Source organism: Methylobacterium sp. DB0501 (genome assembly GCF_011043735.1).
Classification (GTDB): domain Bacteria; phylum Pseudomonadota; class Alphaproteobacteria; order Rhizobiales; family Beijerinckiaceae; genus Methylobacterium; species Methylobacterium alsaeris.
Map to the genome: position 1 here is coordinate 99,807 of NZ_JAAKGV010000021.1, position 16,899 is coordinate 116,705.

The window sequence follows — 16,899 nt, forward strand, 5'->3', positions numbered from 1 at the left end:
GCCGTCTCCCGGCTCATCCTTCCCGGTCCGTCAGGGTGATCCGGAACCGTGCCCCGCTGGGGGTGTCGTCGAGGCTCAACGTGCCGCCGTTGAGCCGCACCAGCTCGGCCGCGATGGCGAGGCCGAGCCCCGTGCCGCCGGAGCGGCCGGAGCCCTGGAACGCCTCGAACAGGTGGGCCCGGGCCCGCTCCGGCAGGCCGGGACCGTTGTCGGCGACGAGGATCGTGACGGCGGCGCCGGTCCGCTCGGCCTCGATCGCGACGAGCGGCGCGCCCTCGCTGGCGCCGGCGAGGCCGATCGCCTGGACGGCGTTGCGCACGAGGTTGACCAGCACCCGCGACAGCTGGTCGGGATCGGCGTCGACGCTCAGCCCCTCCGGCGTGCGGTCCTCGATGGTGACGGCGGCGCCGGGCGCCAGCCCGGCGAGGTCGAGGGCGTCGCGCAGGATCGGCCGCAGCGGCATCACCCGCCGCTCGGGCGCCCGCTCGGCGGCGCGGCCATAGGCGAGCGTCCCCTCGCAGTAGCGGATCGCCCGGCCGAGCGTCGCGACGAGGCGCGGGGCGACGCGCTGCACCCCCGGATCGGCGACGTGCTCGAGCCGGTCGACGAGGAGTTGCGCGGTGGTAAGGAGGTTTCGCAACTCGTGGTTGATCTTGCTCACCGACAGGCCGAGATCGGCCAGGCGCCGCTTCTGGCGCAGCTCGTCCGAGAGGATGGTCTCCATATGGGCGAGCGCGGTCTCGGCCGCGCCGATCTCGTCGCTGCGCCAGGACGGATTGATCCGCCGCGACAGGTCCTCCGGGTCGTCCGCGAAGGTCGCGATGTTGCGGGCCAGCCGCCGCACCGGCCGCACGATCGAGAGCTGCAGCACCAGGAAGACGAGGCCGGCGGTGATGCCGGAAATCGCCAGCGAGGCGAGCAGGATCCGGCGCGAGAAGGCGATCATCGCGCTCCGCAAGGGGGCGGGATCGAGGACCAGCTCGACGAAATCGACCCCGTCCATGCCATGGCCGACCACCCGCAGGGGCAGGGGGTTGGTCTGCGTCAGGGTGCGCCAGGCGCCGCCGATGCTGTCGAACCAGCCGGCCTCGCGCAGGTCGACGGTCTCGGACACTTCCGGCGGCATCGGCGTGAGGTTGAGGAGGCGGCGCGCCCCGCCTGCCTTGAGGGCGATGGCCTGGGCGCCGACGCCCATCAGGAGACGCCGGGCGAGGTCGTCGGAGACCCGTTGCTGGGGCGCGGCGTCGAGCACCAGGGCGGCGACCTGGGCGGCGGCGACCCGGTCGGAGAGCCAGGAGCGCCGGAAGCTCGCGAGGCCGGGGACGTAGATCAGCACCTCGGCGATGAGGACGAAGACGATCGTCAGCAGCAGCAGGCGGCCGGACAGCCCGACGCGTCCGGCGAGGCGCCGGATCCCACCCTGCCTCGCCACGTCCTCGCCCCACTGCACGGTCTCGACGCCCTCGCTCGCCCGACGACACTAGCACGACCGCCCCCGCCGCGGGCGGGGGTTCAGCCGGAAGCTATTCGCGGATTGCCGAAAATCCAGTCGCCAGCCAAGAAATTGCGCACGACCGACAAGGCCGAGCCGCGGATGTCAGCCCGGCTTGCCCCGCCAGCGCCGCCAGGCGACCGGCAGCAGCGCCAGGGCCCCGAGGCCGAGCAGCGTGGCGATGAGCTGCGGCGTGACGACGGCGCGCAGCGACAGGGCGGCGTCGCAGGCGAGGCCGCCGGCGACCATGCACGCCTCTTTCGCCGCTTGGTGGGCGGCGACCACGGTCTCGACCCCGTCACCCGCCGAGGCGTAGATGAAGGCGCCGGGGCTGATGCCGATGAGCGTGGCCAGCGCGAAGGTCCGCAGGCGCACGCCGAAGATCGCCGGCGCCAGGTTGGTCATCCAGAACGGGAAGACCGGCAGCAGCCGCAGCACCATTACGTACGAGAAGGCGTCGCGGCGGAACCCCTCCGCGAGGCGCCCGAGCCGCGAGCCGGCGCGGCGCAGCAGCACCCCGCCCGCCGCGGTGCGGCCGATCGAGAATACGATGACGGCGCCGGTGGTCGCGGCCGCGATCGACACCAGGGCGCCGAAGACCGGCCCGAACAGGAAGCCGCACAGGGTCGTCATCACCACCGAGACCGGCAGCGACACGATCACGGTGCCGACATAGGCGAGATAGGCGCAGGCATAGGCGCGCCAGAAGCCGTCCGCGACCCAGGCCTTGGCATAGGCCCGGGAGGCGAGCAGCTGGTCGACGGAGAACCAGCGGGTGATGCCGCCGAACAGGAGGCCGAGGGACAGGGCCACCAGCGCGAGCAGCGGCAGCACCCGCAGCCAGCCGCGCCAGGCCGGGACCGCCACGGCCTGAGGCCCCGGATCCGGCGGCGGGGTGGTGTCGTCGGGGGGCGCGCCGGGCCGGGTCAGCGTGCTCACCCGGCCTTCTGCATGCGCAGGATCTTGAAGAAGCCGCCCGGGAAGGTCGGCCGCACGCCCAGGAAGGTCACGCCGCGGCTCTTCGCCCAGGCCTCGATCCGGGCGGCCTTGAAGGCCGAGCTCCAGCCGATCTTCTCGCAGAGCGGTGCCACGATCTCCTCGACCTTGGCCACGGTGCCGCGATCCTGGCCGAAATGATTGGCGAGCACGATCATGCCGCCGGGCCGCACCACCCGCAGGAACTCGTCGAGGGCGCCCTCGGGGTCCGGCACCAGGGTGATGAGGAACTGCGCCACCACCGCGTCGAAGCTCGCATCCGCATAGCCGAGGCGGCAGACATCCATCACCTGGAGGCCCTTGACGTGGGAGAGGCCGCGCCGGGCCACCTTGCGGTTGGCGCGGCGGAGCATGTCCTCGGACAGGTCGACGCCGTAGACCTCGGAATCCTTGGGGTAGTAGCCCAGGGACAGGCCGGTGCCGACACCGGCCTCCAGGATGCGCCGCCCGCCGACGAGCGCCGCCTCGACCGCGTCCCGCGCCGCCGGCTCGGTGAGCTTGTCGTAGACCACGTCGTAGACCGGCGCCCAGCGCGCGTAGGCCTTGCGCATCAAGGCGGTGGTGGGCCCCGCCTCTCGCGGCTCGCTCAGCATGTCGGTATCGTCTCCGAGGTCATTCGTCTCGCGGGCGTCAACGCGCGCGTCTGTGCGACGATTTCCGGAAGAAAGCTTCGGAAATCGTATCCACCGGTCGTCGTCAGGCCGCGGCCAGGCTGTCGGCCTCGACCCGCCGGATGGTGCCGCCGCCCAGCACCCGGGCGCGAGGCCCGTCATCGGCGTAGATGACGCAGGCCTGGCCCGGCGACACCCCGTCCTCGGGGGTCGCCAGGGTGATCTCGGCGGATCGGGTGGCGGGGTTCCACGACAGGAGCGCGGGGCGGGGCTCGCGGGTCGAGCGCACCCGCACCGCGACGGGCAGGTCGCGGGCCGCCTCCAGGGCGGTGTCGCCGAGCCAGTTCGGGTCGGCGAGGCGGATGACCGAGGTCGCCAGCGCCTCGCGCGGGCCGACCACCACCCGGGCCTCGCCGGGCTCGAGGCGCACGACGTAGAGCGGCTCGCCCGCCGCGACGTTGAGGCCGCGGCGCTGGCCGACCGTGAAGCCGATGATGCCGTCGTGACGGCCGAGGTGCCGCCCGTCGAGGTGGACGATCTCGCCCGGGCGCACCGCGTCGGGGCGAAGCCGTGCGATCACGTCCTGGTAGCGCCCCTGCGGCACGAAGCAGATGTCCTGGCTGTCGGGCTTGTCGGCGACCGACAGACCGAAGGCCTTGGCCAGCGCGCGGGTCTCGTCCTTCGGTCGCTCGCCGAGGGGGAAGCGCAGGATGTCGAGCTGCTCGGCGGTGGTCGCGTACAGGAAGTAGCTCTGGTCCCGGGCCGGATCGAGGGCGCGGTGGAGCGCCCGGCCGCCGCCCGGCAGCGCGCGGCTCGCGACGTAGTGGCCCGTCGCCAGCACGTCGGCGCCGAGATCCTGGGCGGTGGTGAGCAGGTCGCGGAACTTGATCGAGCGGTTGCACTCGACGCACGGGATCGGCGTCTCGCCCTGGAGGTAGCTGTCGGCGAAGCGGTCGATCACCGCCTCGCGGAACCGGTCCTCGTAGTCCAGGACGTAGTGCGGGATGCCGATGGTCTCCGCGGCGCGGCGGGCGTCGTGGATGTCCTGGCCGGCGCAGCAGGCGCCGCGGCGATGGGTGGCCGCGCCGTGATCGTAGAGCTGCAGCGTGATCCCGACCACGTCGTAGCCCTCGCGCTTCAGGAGCGCGGCGACGACGGAGGAATCGACGCCCCCGGACATCGCCACGACGACGCGGGTGTCCTCCGGGGCCTTTTGCAGATCGAGCGAGTTCATGACCGTGTGAGAGTGTCTCGACGCGCTCCCGGGGCGTTCTCCCGGCGCGCACGAGGGAGTCTATAGCGATCCGACCGGCATTCTGCCAGGGCGGGCCGGCGCCGGGCGGTGGGAACCTCGACCGGGAAGTTCTTGCCGGGTTCCTGACGGGGGCCCGGCAGATTCCGACCGGGCGATCGCCGGCCGCCGATGCCCCTCCGGAAATCGCAGTGTCCCGTCAATGGTTTGACGGTACGATCGGACTGGCAGGCGGCTTGCTCTCCCGGGAGCAGGAGGTCGCCGATGCGGATCAGCGGAACGGGTGAGGGAGGACGGGTGGCGGGGCGCGAGCCGGCCAGGCCGGCGAGGATCGTCGCGCACGAGCCGTTCCGCCCGGCCGACCGCGACGCCGCGCCCCCCAGCCGCACGCCCCAGCGGCCGGTGGACGAGGCGACGGCGCGCCAGCGCCCCGAGAGGCCGGCGGCCGAGGCGGACCGGACGAAGGCCGGCGAGGCGGAATCCGGACCCGAATCCCGCACCAGCGAGTCCCGCACCATCGCGTCCCGCGGGAATCGGGCGCGCACGGACGACGGCGCGAAGGCGTCGGCGGGGCGCGGCGACGGGGCTGCGCAGGACTCGGCCGTGCAAGACTCGGCCGTGCAGGACTCGGCCGCCGAGGGCAAGATCGTCGAGAGCCCGACGGATGCGCGGGAGGCCGCCCGGGACGACGACGCGCGATCGATGGAAGCCGGCGGGGCGGAGGCGCGCACATCCGCGGTCGGCGCGAAGGCGCCCGCCGGAGCTGCGGTTACGGCGCAGGCGGAGGCGGTTCGCACGGCCGCAGCGGCGTCCGGCGAGACCGCGGAGGGCGACGAGACCGAGGGCGAGGGCGAAGGCGAGGAGGCGGATGCCTCCGGTGCCGCCCCGGCCTCGATTCCGTCTCCCTCGATCCTGTCGCTCCTGATCGCACCGGCCCCGAATGCTCCTGCCCCGTCGGCGACGCCCGGCGCGGCGGCGACCGATCCGGCGGTCGCCGGTGTTCCGGGCCGGGCGGCGGCAACCGACCCGGCGGCCGGCGTTCCGGGCCGGGCGGAGGCGAGCGGAGGCGACCCGCAGGCCGCGGTCGCGCCGGCCGGGCTGCCGGCGGAGATGGCAGCCCGTGCCGCCGGACGCCGGGACGAGCCGCGGGAGGGGGCCGTCTCCGAGGCCCTCGCGGCCCCGGCCCCGGCCCCGGCACCGGCCCCGGCACCGGCCACGCAGACCAAGGGCACCGACGCCGCTCCCGCGGCGCCGGCCACGGCGGAGGCCCGCCCGGCGGTCCCGGTGCCGTCGAGCTTGAGCGCGGTGCCGATCACCATCGGGATGCGGGCGCTCGCCGGATCGAACCGCTTCGAGATCCGCCTCGACCCCTACGAGCTCGGCCGCATCGACGTGCGCCTCGACATCGACCGGCAGCACGGCGCCGTGAAGGCTCACCTGGTGGTCGAGCGGCCCGAGACCCTGGCGCTGCTCCAGCGCGACGCCGGCAGCCTGCAGCAGGCCCTGTCCCAGGCAGGGCTCAATCCCGGCGAGGCCGGGCTCAGCTTCTCCCTCCAGGGCGACGGCGGGAACGCGCCGCAGCGCGACCAGGCCGGCCGTCCGCAGGGGCAAGGGCAAGGACGGGCCGCGCCCGGCGAGGCGGAGGCGACGAGCGCGCTGCCGCCCCTGCGCGACCTCGGCCGGCGCCTCGGCCTCGATCTCAGAATCTAGCGAAGGGACAGCCCCGATGACGACCGAACCCGCGAGGTCCCGATGAGTGCCGGCATCAGCAGCCTGACCAGCCTCTCCAACCCGACCGGCGCCAAGGCCGCGGGCGACGCCAGCACGATCGCCGGGAACTTCAACCAGTTCCTGACCCTGCTGACGACGCAGCTGCAGAACCAGAACCCTCTCGATCCCCTCGACACCAACCAGTTCACCCAGCAGCTGGTGCAGTTCGCCTCGGTCGAGCAGCAGCTCAAGACCAACGACCAGCTCGGCAGCCTGATCACCGCCAGCAAGGCCTCGGCCGCGGCGACCGCCTCGGGCCTGATCGGCAAGACCGTGACGGCGGACGGGGCGACGACCTCGCTCACCGAGGGCAGCGCGACCTGGACGCTCGACCCGGCCCGGGCCGCCACCAAGGCGGTGCTGACGATCACCGACGCCAAGGGCAACGTCGTCGCAACCCAGACCAAGGCGCTGGCCGCCGGCAAGCAGAGCTTCGCCTGGGACGGGCGCGCCTCGACCGGCCAGCTCGCCGCCGAGGGCAAGTACACCCTGAAGGTCCAGGCCCTCGACGCCACCGGGGCCAGCGTCGCCGTCGACACCAAGATCACCGGGGCGATCACCAGCGTGGACGTCACCGGCGCCGAGCCGGTCCTGACCATCGGCGACCGCACCGTGGCCCTCAGCAGCGTCGAGGCGATCGGTGGGACCGGCAGCAACTGATTCGGTGGATTGCTGTGGATTACGAATCACATGCGAGGGAAATGATTCAAGCAATCTTAAGCGCGGCTGCCTAGCGTCGATCTCGACAGGTCAGTCGAGTGTAGAGCGTATCATGACCGAACCGCATCGCCCGAGGGTGAAGTACGTCATCGGGCCAGACGGAAGTCCGCTGACCATCGCGGACCTTCCGCCGACCGATACACGCCGATGGGTGATCCGGCGCAAGGCCGAGGTGGTCGCCGCCGTGCGCGGCGGGCTCCTGAGCCTCGAGGAGGCGTGTCAGCGTTATACGCTGACCACCGAGGAGTTCCTGAGCTGGCAGTACTCGATCGAGCAGCACGGCCTCGCCGGGCTGCGCACGACGCGGATCCAGCACTACCGGCAATAGGCGGGACCGGCGCGTCGACGCGCCGCCACCGGCACCCGGACCGCAGGTCCGGGACACCCCTCGCGGCGCGTCCGGCCGCCGGAGTGTCCCGGACCTGCGCGCATCCGTTTTCCGCGCCGTTAACCAAGTCATAACCACGACTGGGCAATTTTTGCCTCCGGGAGCCGATGGGGCTCCGGTTGGCGGGTGCGTGACGTCGTGAAGCCGGTCCTCGATCTGGTGACCAAACTCGGGCCCGCGCGGCTCGCCGCGATGGGCGCCGTGACCCTCGCGCTCATCGGTTTCTTCGCCTTCGTCATCCTGCGGGTGTCCCGCCCCGAGATGGGCGTGCTCTACACCGACCTGTCGGTGCAGGATGCCGGGGCGGTGGTGCGCGACCTCGAGACCCGCGGCATCCGCTACGAGACCAAGGGCGATGCCGGCCAGACCGTGCTGGCGCCCCGGGCCGACCTCGCCCGGCTGCGCATGGACCTCGCGTCGAAGGGCCTGCCGAGCGCCGGCGGCGTCGGCTACGAGATCTTCGACAAGGGCGACGCCTTCTCGTCGACGAGCTTCGTCCAGAACGTCAACCACCTGCGGGCGCTCGAAGGCGAGCTCGCCCGCTCGATCCGGGCGATCGGCCGGGTGCAGGCGGCGCGCGTCCACCTCGTCCTGCCCGAGAAGCGGCTGTTTTCCCGCGATCGCGAGGCGCCGAGCGCCGCGATCGTGGTGCGGCTCGCCGGCGAGCTCGATCCGGGCCAGGTCCGGGCGGTGCGCCACCTCGTCGCCTCGGCGGTCGAGGGCCTGAAGCCCGAGCGCATCTCGATCGTCGACGAGCGCGGGCGGCTCCTCGCCGACGGCGCCCGCGGGGCCGAGGACCAGGCCGGGATCGGCCTCGAGGAGCGCCAGACCGGCATGGAGCGGCGCCTGCGCAACCAGGTCGAGGAGATCGTCGCCGGCATCGTCGGGCAGGGCAGGGCCCGGGTCCAGGTCACGGCGGAGCTCGACGCCAACCGGGTCGAGAGCCGGTCGGAGACCTTCGACCCCGAGAGCCGGGTGGTGCGCTCGACCCAGACCCGGACCGAGAGCTCGCAGTCGCAGAGCGCCGAGAACGGCGTCACCGTCGGCAACGAACTGCCCGGCGCCAACCAGGGCCAGCAGAACCAGGGCCCGCGCGAGGCCTCGAACAAGAACGAGGAGACCACGAACTACGAGATCTCCCGGGTCACCCGCACCGAGGTGAACGAGGCCGGAAAGATCCGGCGCCTGTCGGTGGCGGTGCTGATCGACGGCACCTACGCGGCCGGGCCGGACGGCAAGGCGGCCTATGCGCCGCGGCCGGCGGCGGAGCTGGAGCGGATCACCGCGCTCGTGCGCACCGCGGTCGGCTACGACAAGGCCCGGGGCGACCAGATCGAGGTGGTGAACCTGCGCTTCGCCGAGACCCCGGCGGTGCCGGAGATGCAGGAGCCGGGCCTCCTCGCCTCCCTCCTGCAGCCGACCAAGGAGGACGTGCTGCGCGTCGCCGAGATGACGGTGCTCTTTCTCCTCGGCCTCGTGGTGCTGATGACCGTGGTGCGCCCGCTGGTCGCCCGGGTCGTGACCGCCGACGTGCCGACCCTGGCCTCGGTCTCGATCATCAACGGCGAGCCCGGCCTGGTGCTGGCGGTGGAGGGCGCCACGGCGAGACCGGGAGGGGCGCCCGGCGCCGAGATCGCCTTGCCGGAGAGCCAGGCCGGCCGCATCGTCGAGTTCGCCAAGATCAACGGCAAGGTCCAGGCCAAGACGATCGAGCGCGTCGTCGACATCGTGAAGACCAACCCGGCCGAGACGGTCGAGGTGCTGCGCACCTGGATCAACGACCGCTGACGCCCCGGCCGCAGGGCTCCGCCTCCCGCACGCTTCCACCCGCGCTTTTCGCCCCCAGGATGAGCTGACGTCATGGCCGCGACCCCGATGCCGCTCGCCCGCCCCAACGCCGGAGCCGCGGGCTTCGCCGAGATGCCCGGCACGCAGCGCGCCGCCGCGCTCCTGCTGCTGCTGGGCGAGGAGGACGGCGCCCCGATCTGGCGGATGCTGGAAGAGGAGGAGATCAAGAAGGTCTCGCACGCCATGGTGCAGCTCGGCTCGCTCGAGGCCGAGGTGGTCGAGCACCTCATCATCGACTTCGTGTCGCGGCTCTCGGCGAGCGGCGGCATCACCTCGAGCTTCGAGCGCACCGAGTCGCTGCTGCTCAAGATCTTCCCGCCCGAGCAGGTCGCGGTGATCATGGCCGAGGTGAAGGGCGCCTCGGGCCGCCGGGTCTGGGCCAGCCTGACCCAGATCGACCCCGAGATCCTGGCCTCGTTCCTGCGCAACGAATACCCGCAGACCGTCGCGGTGATCCTGTCGCGGGTGCGCTCGGACTACGCCGCCCGTGTGCTGACGATCCTGCCGGAGGATTTCGCCATCGACGTCCTCAACCGCATGCTGCGGATGGAAACGGTGCAGAAGGAGGCCCTGCGCCACATCGAGGAGATCCTGCGGGTGGAGTTCGTCTCGACCATCGCCCAGACCACGCGGCGCGACGCCCACGAGCTGCTCGCCGACGTGTTCAACGCCTTCGACCGCCAGACCGAGATCCGGTTCCTCGCCGCCCTCGACCAGGCCAACCGCGGCTCGGCGAAGAAGATCCGCCAGCTGATGTTCACCTTCGACGACCTGATGAAGCTGGACGCCGGCAGCGTCCAGACCCTGATGCGCAGCGTCGACCGCGACGTGCTGGCCCGGGCGCTCAAGGGCGCCTCCGACCCGGTCCGGGCGTTCTTCTTCGCCAACATGTCGAGCCGGGCGGCCAAGAACATGCAGGACGAGATGGGCTCGCTCGGGCCGATCCGCCTCAAGGAGGTCGACGAGGCCCAGTCGAAGATGACCGACCTTGCCAAGGACCTGGCCGAGAAGGGCGAGATCATGATCGCCAAGAACAGCGCCGAAGAGGAGCTGGTCTATTGATGCGCAAGGCCGCCAGCACCCAGCCCGCCCTGCCGCAACCTGCTCTTCGGGGAGCCGCCTGATGGCGCAGATCCGGCGCTTCCTGTTCGACACCGATTTCCGTCATCCCGACGGCAAGCCTCCGCGGGAAGAGGCCGGCGGCCCCGAAGCGGAGGCGCAGGCCCGGGCCGAGGCGGCATCCGCCGCGCAGGCGGCCGAGCGGGCCGCGATCGAGGCGGAGGCCTATGCCCGCGGCCTGCAGGAGGGCCGCGCCCAGGCCGAGGCCCAGGTCCAGGCGCGCCTCGCCGACGCCCTCAACCGGGTCGCCGCGGCGGCGGCCGGCATGATCGGCGCGGCGGATGCCCACGACGCCGAGCGCGAGGCCCAGGCTCTCGACTTCGCCGTGACGCTCGGGCGCAAGATCGCGGGTGCGGCCCTCGACAGCCAGCCGGTGGCGGCGATCGCGGAAGCCGCGGGCCGGGCGCTGCAGCACCTGCGCGGCGTACCGCACCTGGCGATCCGGGTGCACGACGCCCTCGTCGACGAGACCGAGCGCCAGGTGGCCCGGCTCGCCCGCGAGCGCGGCTACGAGGGCCGGTTGATCGTGCTGGGCGATCCCGGCCTGGCGGCGGGCGATGCCCGGATCGAATGGGCCGACGGCGGCGTGGTGCGCGATCGCGCGGCGATCGAGGCCGCGGTGCTCTCCGCCCTGGCCCCCGTCTGACCCCAAGTCCCCGATCCCGGTTCCAAGTTCGACCCTGGTCACACGTTCGACCCCCATCCCGAGCCTCTTGCGACGTGTTCGTGCTTTCAAAGGTGCCCCGATGACCTCCGACAACGATCTCGGCCTGCCCCAGCTCAGCGAGGCCGACCTCGCCTTCGACACCGCGGCGGTCGGCGGGATGCGCGACGCGCCGGTCGCCGCCAAGTCGGCGGCCGACCTGGAGCAGGTCTTCGACGTCCCCGTGATGGTCTCGGCGGTGCTCGGCTCGTCGCGGATGCCGATCGGCGACCTGCTCCGCCTCGGCCCCGGCACGGTGCTGGAGCTCGACCGCAAGGTCGGCGAGGCGATCGACATCTTCGTCAACAACCGCCTCGTCGCCCGCGGCGAGGTGGTGCTGGTGGAGGAGCGCCTCGGCGTGACGATGACCGAGATCGTCAAGGCAGACGGCTGACCGTCCCGCCACCGTAGAAAATGCCTGACGCCACGGAGTGCCCGCCATGCGGCTCTTGATCATCGGACGCCTGAACGGCGAACTCGTCACCGCCTCCCGGATCGCGATGAGCCGCGGCGCCGCCGTGACCCAGGCCGACGGGATCGAGCAGGGCCTCGCCGTGCTGCGGGTCAAGGGCGCCGACCTCGTGATGGTCGACGTGTCGCTGTCGATCCGCACACTGGTGGCGGCGCTCGGCGACGAGCGCATCCGCACCCCCGTGGTCGCCTGCGGCACCGGCACCGACGCCAAGGCCGCGGTGGCGGCGATCCAGGCCGGGGCCAAGGAATACATCCCGCTGCCGCCCGACCCCGAGCTGATCGCGGCGGTGCTCGAGGCGGTGGTGGCGGATGCCCGGGCCTTCGTATGGCGCGATCCCGCAATGGAGCGCGTGGTCAAGCTCGCCGAGCAGGTGGCGCGCTCCGACGCCTCGGTGCTGATCACCGGCGAGAGCGGCACCGGCAAGGAGGTGCTGGCGCGCCACGTCCATGCCCGCTCCAACCGGGCCTCGAAGCCCTTCGTCAGCGTGAATTGCGCGGCAATCCCCGACGCGCTGCTCGAATCCGAGCTGTTCGGCCACGAGAAGGGCGCCTTCACCGGGGCCGTCGCCCGGCGCATCGGCCGGTTCGAGGAGGCCAACGGCGGCACGCTGCTCCTCGACGAGATCTCCGAGATGGATGTCCGGCTCCAGGCCAAGCTGCTGCGGGCGCTGCAGGAGCGGGTCATCGACCGGGTCGGCGGCACCCAGCCGGTGAAGGTCGACATCCGGGTGCTCGCCACCTCGAACCGCAACCTCGCCGAGGAAGCGCGCAAGGGCACCTTCCGCGAGGACCTGCTCTACCGCCTCAACGTCGTGAACCTGCGCCTGCCGCCGTTGCGCGACCGCCCGGCCGACGTCCTCGAACTCGCCGGCCACTTCGCCCGCAAATACGCCGAGGCGAACGGCCTCGCCGTCCGGCCCCTCTCGGCCGAGGCGCGGCACCTCGTGACCCAGAGCCTGTGGCCCGGCAACGTGCGCGAACTGGAGAATACCCTGCACCGGGCGGTGCTGCTGGCGAGCGGGCCGGAGATCGACGCCGACGCGATCCGCTCGCCGGAGGGCGACGCCCTGACGACGGGAGCCGCCGGCGCCGTCGCCCGGGCGGTCCAGGTCGCCGAGGCGGTGACACGCAGCTTCGTCGGCCGTTCGCTGGCCGATGTCGAGCGCGACCTGATCCTCGACACCCTCGACCACTGCCTCGGCAACCGCACCCACGCCGCCAAGATCCTCGGCATCTCGATCCGCACCCTGCGCAACAAGCTCAACGAGTATACCGGCGCCGGCATCCCGGTGGCCGAGCCCGGCCATACCCGGGCGCTGGCGGCCTACGGCTGAGGCCGGGGAACCCGCACACCCCTTCCGCCGCCGTCCGCCGTCCGCCGTCCGCCGTCCGCCGTCCGCCGTCCGCCGTTAGGAATTTCATCTCTATTCGGTTTCGCGCGCCAGGATAAAAAAGCGCTCATTTTAATCGTGCCTTAGCGGAAACCATTCATCATCGGCCGGAGAACGAGCCTTGGACAGACGGGCGGAACCGATGCGGACGTGGATCAAGGGCGGGCGCCTGGCGCGTCTGTCCATCAAGGCGAGAATCGTCGCGGGCTTCGGCGTCGTGCTGGCGACCACCGTCGGCGTGGCGATCTCGGGCTACGTGCTCGTGACGCAGGTCAGCACGGATTTCGCCGAGTACCAGCAGAACCGCGCCAAGACCGAGCACGTCCGCTCCGTCGACATGGCCATGATGCAGACCCGGTTCGAATTGAGCCGCTGGCTCCAGCGCTTCGACCCCGCGGCGCTCAAGGTCGCGCGGGAGCATCTCGGGAAGGCCCTCGGCCTGATCGAGCGCAGCGCCACCGTCGGGCTCTCGGCCGACGAGCTCGCGCTCAGCGACAGGATCGCCAAAGCCCTGCAGACCTACGGCGACGAGTACACCGCCCTGGCCCGGATCAAGGGGGAGGAGCTGGCGCTCCAGGACCGCGATGTCGACCAGGCCGGCGACCAGATCGCCGCGGGCCTGTCGCAGCGGCGCATCCGGGCCTTCGAGGCCGGGGACCTCGACCAGGCCCGGATGCTGAACGGCTCCGCCGAGGCGTTCCAGGCCGCCCGCGACCAGCTCGCTCCGTTCAAGACGACGGGAGACGCCAAGCACCTGGCCGCCGCGGGCGTCTCGGCAGCGGCGGCGCAAGGGAAGCTGCAGGGCAATCCCGACCTCGCCGCGAAGCTGATCGCCTGGCGCGGGGCGCTCGAGCGGGCCACGGGCCTCGCGGCCGAGTGGGGGAAGCACCTGAAAGCGTCCCGGGTCGCCCGGGACGAATCGATGAAGGCCTCCGAATCGCTGCTGGCGGGGGCGACCCGCGAGGGCCTCGCGGCCGAGGAGGATTTCGCCCGCAGCGTCGCGCACGGCACGACGAGCTTCCTCATCAAGGCCCTGGGCATCGTGATCCTGGGGATCCTGATCTCGCTCTGGCTCGCCGGATCGATCACCAAGCCGCTGCAGCGCCTGTCCGGCGCCATGGCGGCGCTCGGCAGCGGCGCCCGGTCGATCGCGGTGCCGGGGACCGAGCGGGCCGACGAGATCGGCGCGATGGCCCGTACCGTCGCGCTGTTCCGCGACGGGCTGATCGAATCCGAGCAGCGCGACGCGGTGCAGCGCCGCGACACCGACGCGAAGGTCGATCGGGCGCGCCACCTCGAGGCGCTGACCCGGGGCTTCGAGGGCAAGGTCTCGGCGCTGATCGCCACCCTGACCGCGGCGGCGGGCGAGATGGAGGGGGCGGCCCATTCGATGTCCCAGTCGGCCGCGCAGGCCTCGAGCCTGTCGGCGGGCGTCGCCGAGGCGGCGAGCCAGACCTCGGCCAATGTCGGCAGCGTCGCGAGCGCGACGGACGAGCTCTCCGCCAGCATCGGCGAGATCGTGCAGCAGGTCGCCCATTCCTCGGTCATCGCCGGCCGGGCCGACGCGGAGGCCGCGCGCACCGAGGCGACGATCCGGGCGCTGGCGGCGGGCGCGCAGCAGATCGGCGACGTGGTCCAGCTCATCACCAGCATTGCCGGCCGCACCAACCTGCTGGCGCTCAATGCCACCATCGAGGCGTCGCGGGCCGGCGAGGCGGGCCGCGGCTTCGCGGTCGTCGCCGCCGAGGTCAAGGACCTCGCCACCCGCACCGCCCGGGCCACCGACGAGATCGCCGGCCAGGTCGGCAGCATCCAGGCCCAGACCGCCCAGGCGGTGCAGGCGATCGAGGCGATCGGCGGCACGATCCGCGACATGAACGCCATCGCCACCGGCGTCGCCAACGCGATGGAGCGCCAGAGCGCCGCCACCGGCGAGATCGCCCGCAACGTCCAGCACGCCGCCCACAGCACGCAGGTGGTCTCGGGCCATATCGACGAGGTTCAGCGCGGCGCCGACCATACCGGCGGCACCGCCGACCAGGTGCTGCACGCCGCCCGCGCCTTGGCCCATCAGGCCGCGACGCTCCAGCGTGAGATCGGCGGGTTCGTGGCGGAGATCAAGGCGGCGTAGAGCCCGGCTCGACCGTCTTTCCGACGAGGTGGAGACCGGTTCGGCGCAGAAAACGCGGCACGAAAAGACCCGGAGCCCGGCCCGATCGCACCGCGATCGGGCCGGGCTCTAATGCGCCTGCAACCTCGGGATCGCCTCGGCGAACCGGGCGATCGGCAGGAACAGGCTGAAGCGGCGCTCCTTGTCCTCGACGTGGATGATCGCCTCCTTCCACTCGGGCTCACGGCAGGCGCGCCGCTTCAAGAGCCCGGCGATATGCGCAGAGCACGTGATGATCTCGCGCGGCTCCTCGAGCTCGACGCCGCGGGTGTCCCGGATGAGCCGGCTGCCGACCTGGAAATGGAAGTAGTAGCAGGACATGCCGCTCTCTCCTGGGGTGGCTGTCCTGCACGATTACGGCCCCTGGTCTCCGGCCGCCTTAACCCGGGTCAAGCGTTCCCGGATTCATCCCTTCGGCGATCCCCCTACAGGTAGCCGGTGCCGGCTTCCGCCGCGAAGCGGTCGGGCGGGCCCTCCCAGACGATGCGGGCATGCTCCAGCACGTAGACCCGGTCGGCATGGGGCAGCGCGAAGGTGACGTTCTGCTCGCCCAGCAGCACGGTGATCGGCGTGGTCTGGCGCAGGCGCTCCAGCGCCTTCGAGAGCTGCTCCAGGATCACCGGGGCGAGGCCCAGCGTCGGCTCGTCGAGGATCAGCAGGCGCGGCTTCATCATCAGGGCGCGGGCGATGGTGAGCATCTGCTGCTCGCCTCCCGACAGGGTGCGGGCCATCTGGCCGCCGCGGCTCTTGAGGATCGGAAAGAGCTCGAACAGCCATTCGAGCTGGCGCGCGCTCTCCGCTTTCGGCAGATGCTGGCCGCCGAGATCGAGGTTTTCGCGCACGCTCATCTCGCCGAACAATTCGCGGGTCTCCGGCACCTGGACGATGCCGTGACGCGCGATGCTCGCGGGCGTGCGCTTCGCGAGCGACTCCCCGGCGAAGCCGATCCGGCCGGAATGCGGGACGAGGCCCGAGATGGCGTTGAACAGGGTCGTCTTGCCGGCGCCGTTGAGGCCGACCACCGAGACGAACTCGCCCTCGTGGACGTGGAGGTCGACCCGGCGCAGGGCCTGAGCCTTGCCGTAGAGCACGTCGAGCCCCTCGACCTTGAGGAGCGGAACGCCGGAAAAGCTCGCCTCGGGCCGGGACGCGGTCTCGATGCTGCCGCCGAGATAGACCCGGCGCACGGTCTCGTTGCGCATCACCTCGGCGGCCGTCCCCTCGGCGACGCGCTCGCCGAGATACATCGCGAAGACCCGGTCGACGAGGGCCGACACGCTCTTCACGTTGTGGTCGACGAGGAGCACCGCCTTGCCCTCGTCGCGAAAGCCGCGGATCAGGGCGGAGAAATCCGCGACCTCTCCGGAGGTGAGGCCCGCGAAGGGCTCGTCGACCAGCACCACCTTGGGGTCGCGGGCGATCGCCTTGGCGAGTTCCATCCGGCGGAGATCCGCGAAGGGCAGGGTGCCGGGGCGGCGGTCCATCACGGCCCCGAGACCCACCCGCTCGGCGATGGCGCGGGCGCGCTTCTCGACGCCCGGATCGGCGAAGAGCCGGATCAGGCTGTCGGGGAGCAGCGCGAGCTTGATGTTCTCCAGCACCGTCTGCCGGTGCAGCGGCCGCGAATGCTGGAAGACGAGGCCGATGCCGGCCCGCGCCACCTTGTGCGAGGGCCAGCCGGCGATCTCGGTGCCGTCGAGCCGGATGCTGCCGGCATTCGGCCGCTCCAGCCCCATGATGAGCTTCATCACCGTCGACTTGCCCGAGCCGTTGGGCCCGATCAGCCCGACGATCTCGCCGGCCCGCACCGTGAAGCCGATCGATTTGGCCGCGACGAGGCCGCCGTAGCGCTTGGTCAGCCCCTCGACCGCCAGGAGCGGCGGGCCGGCTTCGGGCACGCGGCCGGGCGAGGCGGGCAGGGGGGCGGTGGAGGGGGCGAGGCCGGCCGCACTCATGAACGCAGAC

Annotated in this window: 15 protein-coding genes; 9 read left to right on the forward strand and 6 right to left on the reverse strand. The window is 72.1% G+C overall.

Going from position 1 to position 16,899, the window contains the following annotated elements; translation table 11 throughout:
- Window positions 1-13 precede the first annotated feature (13 nt).
- The 4 genes from G4G93_RS26965 to mnmA form a co-directional block, all read right to left on the reverse strand.
- The gene (locus tag G4G93_RS26965; RefSeq protein WP_165088881.1) at window positions 14-1,450 is read right to left on the reverse strand and encodes a HAMP domain-containing sensor histidine kinase; all 1,437 of its coding nucleotides are present in this window, start codon (window positions 1,448-1,450) and stop codon (window positions 14-16) included.
- A gap of 147 nt (window positions 1,451-1,597) precedes the next feature.
- A complete protein-coding gene (locus tag G4G93_RS26970; RefSeq protein WP_165088883.1) occupies window positions 1,598-2,431 on the reverse strand; it encodes a TVP38/TMEM64 family protein in 834 nt (277 codons plus the stop codon).
- Window positions 2,428-3,081, reverse strand: a complete 654-nt coding sequence (locus tag G4G93_RS26975) for a class I SAM-dependent methyltransferase (protein WP_165088885.1) — start codon at window positions 3,079-3,081, stop codon at window positions 2,428-2,430. Before G4G93_RS26975 ends, G4G93_RS26970 begins: the two co-directional genes overlap by 4 nt.
- A gap of 103 nt (window positions 3,082-3,184) precedes the next feature.
- On the reverse strand, window positions 3,185-4,333 hold the full coding sequence (gene mnmA, locus G4G93_RS26980) for a tRNA 2-thiouridine(34) synthase MnmA (RefSeq protein WP_165088887.1): 1,149 nt from the start codon (window positions 4,331-4,333) through the stop codon (window positions 3,185-3,187).
- A 282-nt stretch (window positions 4,334-4,615) separates the two neighbouring features.
- Between mnmA and G4G93_RS26985 the strand changes: the two genes are divergently transcribed.
- The 9 genes from G4G93_RS26985 to G4G93_RS27025 all read left to right on the forward strand — a co-directional run bounded on the left by G4G93_RS26985 (window position 4,616) and on the right by G4G93_RS27025 (window position 14,895).
- Window positions 4,616-6,061: a flagellar hook-length control protein FliK gene (locus tag G4G93_RS26985; protein WP_165088890.1), complete on the forward strand. Its 1,446-nt coding sequence runs from the start codon at window positions 4,616-4,618 to the stop codon at window positions 6,059-6,061.
- A gap of 42 nt (window positions 6,062-6,103) precedes the next feature.
- Window positions 6,104-6,781 (forward strand): flagellar hook assembly protein FlgD, encoded by a 678-nt coding sequence (locus G4G93_RS26990; protein WP_165088893.1) that lies wholly within the window; start codon window positions 6,104-6,106, stop codon window positions 6,779-6,781.
- Between the two features lie 112 nt (window positions 6,782-6,893).
- The gene (locus tag G4G93_RS26995; protein WP_048443591.1) at window positions 6,894-7,169 is read left to right on the forward strand and encodes a DUF1153 domain-containing protein; all 276 of its coding nucleotides are present in this window, start codon (window positions 6,894-6,896) and stop codon (window positions 7,167-7,169) included.
- A gap of 198 nt (window positions 7,170-7,367) precedes the next feature.
- The gene (gene fliF / locus G4G93_RS27000) at window positions 7,368-9,017 is read left to right on the forward strand and encodes a flagellar basal-body MS-ring/collar protein FliF (protein WP_165089051.1); all 1,650 of its coding nucleotides are present in this window, start codon (window positions 7,368-7,370) and stop codon (window positions 9,015-9,017) included.
- 72 nt (window positions 9,018-9,089) lie between these two features.
- Complete coding sequence (fliG, locus tag G4G93_RS27005; protein WP_165088896.1) at window positions 9,090-10,139, forward strand: flagellar motor switch protein FliG; 1,050 nt, start codon at window positions 9,090-9,092, stop codon at window positions 10,137-10,139.
- Window positions 10,140-10,200: 61 nt separating this feature from the next.
- A complete protein-coding gene (locus tag G4G93_RS27010; protein WP_165088898.1) occupies window positions 10,201-10,842 on the forward strand; it encodes a FliH/SctL family protein in 642 nt (213 codons plus the stop codon).
- Between the two features lie 100 nt (window positions 10,843-10,942).
- Window positions 10,943-11,293 (forward strand): flagellar motor switch protein FliN, encoded by a 351-nt coding sequence (fliN, locus tag G4G93_RS27015; RefSeq protein WP_165088901.1) that lies wholly within the window; start codon window positions 10,943-10,945, stop codon window positions 11,291-11,293.
- 46 nt (window positions 11,294-11,339) lie between these two features.
- Window positions 11,340-12,707 (forward strand): sigma-54 dependent transcriptional regulator, encoded by a 1,368-nt coding sequence (locus G4G93_RS27020; RefSeq protein WP_165088904.1) that lies wholly within the window; start codon window positions 11,340-11,342, stop codon window positions 12,705-12,707.
- 199 nt (window positions 12,708-12,906) lie between these two features.
- Window positions 12,907-14,895, forward strand: a complete 1,989-nt coding sequence (locus tag G4G93_RS27025; protein WP_165088906.1) for a methyl-accepting chemotaxis protein — start codon at window positions 12,907-12,909, stop codon at window positions 14,893-14,895.
- A 108-nt stretch (window positions 14,896-15,003) separates the two neighbouring features.
- Here G4G93_RS27025 and G4G93_RS27030 read toward each other — a convergent pair whose 3' ends face one another.
- Both G4G93_RS27030 and G4G93_RS27035 read right to left on the reverse strand, forming a co-directional pair.
- Window positions 15,004-15,255 carry a DUF6894 family protein gene (locus G4G93_RS27030; protein WP_165088909.1) on the reverse strand — a complete coding sequence of 84 codons (252 nt, stop codon included), beginning with the start codon at window positions 15,253-15,255 and terminating at the stop codon, window positions 15,004-15,006.
- 104 nt (window positions 15,256-15,359) lie between these two features.
- Complete coding sequence (locus G4G93_RS27035; RefSeq protein WP_246737030.1) at window positions 15,360-16,889, reverse strand: ATP-binding cassette domain-containing protein; 1,530 nt, start codon at window positions 16,887-16,889, stop codon at window positions 15,360-15,362.
- Between the last annotated feature and the right edge of the window lie 10 nt (window positions 16,890-16,899).